Origin of the sequence: Pseudomonas sp. P7758 (genome assembly GCF_013386485.1) — a bacterium.
GTDB lineage: Bacteria > Pseudomonadota > Gammaproteobacteria > Pseudomonadales > Pseudomonadaceae > Aquipseudomonas.
In genome coordinates this window covers 757-3,826 of record NZ_JACARS010000149.1, presented here as the reverse complement: position 1 = coordinate 3,826, position 3,070 = coordinate 757, and the positions used below count along the sequence as shown (strand labels likewise).

The following is a 3,070-nucleotide window of genomic DNA, read 5'->3' as shown; positions in this document are numbered from 1 at the left end:
AGTTTGGATTGTGTTCGATTCGAATGTGGAGGCCCTCCACAGAAATTTCCGACAGTGATTGGCGGTTGTCCTTGGGAAACTCAATCTCTAGTCTCCGAACACCACTGCAAACTCAGTGGTCGGGCGTCGCGGCCCGGATCCTATAGGCGCTAAGCGCCATCGTCTGCTTTCAGTTGACGCTTTTTTATCGTCTACTGTGCGGCGCTACGGTGGCTGTGCGCGGGATACCTTCGGGTATNNCCACATCCCTTAGGAGCTTCACAATGATTAAACCTACCCCCAATCCCCCCTTTCGGCTGTTCACCGTAGCCGACGGAATCAGCACCGAAGACCTGTTGGTCAACCTCATTGAAACACTCGTCTCGGCCAATGCGCTGAGTTGCGACTTGGCGTTTAGCCTGGAAGGATCGAAGCGAGAGGAGTTGTTGGGGCGTCGCTCAGTTGATCGAGCTGGCGGAGTTACTGGCTGATCGGGTGCACGAAGGTGGCGAAAAACGCATTTAACACTTCGATGATCGATCGTTCCTGCGCTGATGTGTGGGAATGATCCCGTGAGACGCCTTTAAACGTCCCAGCTTGCTTCCCGTATGTGATTAAAGTTCACGACATCTACGCTGTGCTGATGAGCAAATCCAGCGACTCTTAGGTCATCTGTCAAAACTAGATAATTATCTTTGGCTGCACAGATAATACCGACGTCGGTAAGTCCGTAGGGCGACAGCTCATAATCGCAACTTATATCAAGAGCAGGGCAGTGAATCTCAATGACTGTCGATAATGATTTTTTTAATGTTGCGTAGAAGTCGTGTAGCTTGCTCCCATAAAGCCCGTTTGTAAGGTTGCTGACTTCCGCAAGTATATGAGGAGTTGAAATAAGCTTTTCGAATTGATCAATCACGTTAAGCAGAAGTTTGTAATCTTTGGCGGTGTACCCGCTTGTTCTTTTGAAGCCTGCAATACTGGGTGTGCCTCCGATCAGTGCCAAGAGCAGAAGGTTAGTGTCGACTATGATTCCTTTTCTTCGATATTGCCGGATATATGTTTCGATCATACTTCGCGGATCTTCATGGAGCGGAACTCGCCAGTCTCCGAGTCAATGAAGAATATTTTATATTTTCTTGCGTACATTTGTCCCGCTAAAGATGCGCCTAATCGTTGATATTTATCAGGGGCTGGAACATTGAAGCCAAGTGTTATTGCCCACGTTTTGTCGCCTGGGTTTAACTCGACTTCCTCAAGCATCAAGTCCTGAAGCACTGTTTCCTGGCCGAGAAAGTCATTGGCTGCTGCCTTGGCAACTTGCACGGCTTCTTTGACGTCTATCATGTCAGCTCCTGAATAGAATTGAGTCTGGCTTGAACTGTTTCTGGAGTGTAGCAGTTCATGTTGTGGATTCATCGCCGTCCCTTTAGTCACAAATAGAGTTGATAGAGGTGGGCGATGATCCTGATCTATCGAATGAAATCTGCCAATAACTCGATTGTTTCTGCGGGCGACAAAAGCTCCTGATCCACCGCCACCAACACCGGCCGCCTCAACACCAACACCGGCACCCCCCGCTCCCGTGCCACTTCCAGCTTCGGCTCGGTAGCCGTACTGCCGCTGTTCTTGCTGATCAGCACATCAATCTGCCGCCGCTCAAACAGCGCCCGTTCATCCTCGATCAAAAACGGCCCACGGGCGCCAATCACTTCGCAGCGTTCATTGCCGGGGTACACATCCAGTGCGCGCAGTGTCCAGAACTGCTCGGCGGGGATTTCGTCGAGGTGTTGTAACGGTTCACGGCCCAGCGTGAACAGTGGTCGCTTGAAGGGTTTCAGAGCTTCAATCAACTCCGCCCAGTCACCGACTTCGCGCCAGTCATCATCCGCCTGTGGCTGCCACGCCGGGCGGCGCAGGGCCCAGCAGGGAATGCCACACACACCCGCAGCACGGGCGGCATTGGCGCTGATCTGTGCGGCATACGGATGGGTCGCGTCCAGCACCAGCTCGATACCTTCATCGCGAATGAACTGCGCCAAACCTTCCGCGCCGCCATAGCCACCGACGCGCACCTGGCACGTAAGGTCGGTGGGAACGCGGCCAACACCCGCCAGGCTGTAGATATGCTCGGGCCCCAGTGTGCGGGCGATGGCCAGGGCTTCCGTCACGCCGCCCAACAGCAGGATGCGTTTCATAGCGGCTTGATCACTTCCAGCAGGGTGATCGGCAGCGCCTGGCGCCAGGTATCAAAGCCCCCCAGTGGCTGGGCCTGGGCCACATGAATGCGGGTCAGCTCGCCGCCGTGTTGTTCGCGCCAGGCCATCAGGGTCATTTCACTTTGCAGGGTCACGGCGTTGGCCACCAGCCGGCCGCCCGGGCGCAGGTGTTGCCAGCAAGTGTCGAGCACGCCGTCGCGGGTGACGCCGCCGCCGATGAAGATGGCGTCGGGCGCTTCCAGGCCAGCGAGTGCGTGGGGCGCGGTGCCGCGAATCAACTGCAGGCCTGGGACGCCGAGTGCATCACGGTTATGTTCGATCAACAGTTGCCGGCCTTCATCGGCCTCGATGGCCAGGGCGCGGCAGCTGGGGTGGGCGCGCATCCATTCGATCCCGATGGAGCCGCTGCCCGCGCCCACGTCCCACAGCAGTTCGCCGGGCATCGGCGCGAGGCGGGCGAGGGTCATGGCGCGCACGTCGCGCTTGGTCAGTTGGCCGTCGTGCCTGAAGGCCGAGTCCGGCAGCCCTGCCAGGCGTGACAGGCGCGCTGTGTTGGCGTCGGCCACGCAGTCGATGGCCAGCAGATTCAACGCGGCAATCGGTTCGCCAGGCCAATCCCGGGCGATGCCGTCGATGCGCCGCTCATCCGGCCCGCCGAGGTGTTCAAACACACTCAGGCGACTTGCGCCAAACCCGCGCTCGGCCAATTGTGTGGCAATCGCCGCCGGGCTCTGGCCGTCATTGCTCAGCACCAGCAAACGCACGCCGCTGGCCAGATGCGCATTCAGCGCCGCCATCGGCCGGGCAACCACCGACAGCGTCACTACCTCTTGCAACGGCCAGCCCAGACGCGCCGCCGCCAGGGACACGGA

4 protein-coding genes and 1 pseudogene are annotated in these 3,070 nt (G+C 57.7%); 1 reads left to right on the top strand and 4 read right to left on the bottom strand.

Annotation, left to right across the window (positions count from 1 at the left end):
- Positions 1 to 263 precede the first annotated feature (263 nt).
- Positions 264 to 504 (top strand): annotated as a pseudogene (locus HX873_RS27150) (DUF6124 family protein).
- A gap of 58 nt (positions 505 to 562) precedes the next feature.
- Here the strand turns inward: HX873_RS27150 and HX873_RS27145 are convergent.
- The 4 genes from HX873_RS27145 to cbiT all read right to left on the bottom strand — a co-directional run.
- Entirely contained in the window at positions 563 to 1,051 is a 489-nt protein-coding gene (locus HX873_RS27145; protein ID WP_003217347.1) for a PIN domain-containing protein, read from the bottom strand.
- Complete coding sequence (locus HX873_RS27140; protein ID WP_102606172.1) at positions 1,048 to 1,326, bottom strand: hypothetical protein; 279 nt, start codon at positions 1,324 to 1,326, stop codon at positions 1,048 to 1,050. The genes HX873_RS27145 and HX873_RS27140 overlap by 4 nt, the downstream gene beginning before the upstream one ends.
- 125 nt (positions 1,327 to 1,451) lie before the next feature.
- A complete protein-coding gene (locus tag HX873_RS27135; protein ID WP_008439030.1) occupies positions 1,452 to 2,177 on the bottom strand; it encodes a cobalt-precorrin-6A reductase in 726 nt (241 codons plus the stop codon).
- The coding region (gene cbiT / locus HX873_RS27130) for a precorrin-6Y C5,15-methyltransferase (decarboxylating) subunit CbiT (protein ID WP_256349673.1) at positions 2,174 to 3,070 on the bottom strand (897 nt) is incomplete at its 5' end. The genes cbiT and HX873_RS27135, both read right to left, overlap by 4 nt.

What these genes read in the sequence shown, in the direction of transcription:
- HX873_RS27145 (WP_003217347.1), bottom strand. Translation starts at nt 1,051, where the DNA reads ATGATCGAAACATATATCCGGCAATATCGAAGAAAAGGAATCATAGTC.
- HX873_RS27135 (WP_008439030.1), bottom strand. Translation starts at nt 2,177, where the DNA reads ATGAAACGCATCCTGCTGTTGGGCGGCGTGACGGAAGCCCTGGCCATC.
- HX873_RS27140 (WP_102606172.1), bottom strand. Translation starts at nt 1,326, where the DNA reads ATGATAGACGTCAAAGAAGCCGTGCAAGTTGCCAAGGCAGCAGCCAAT.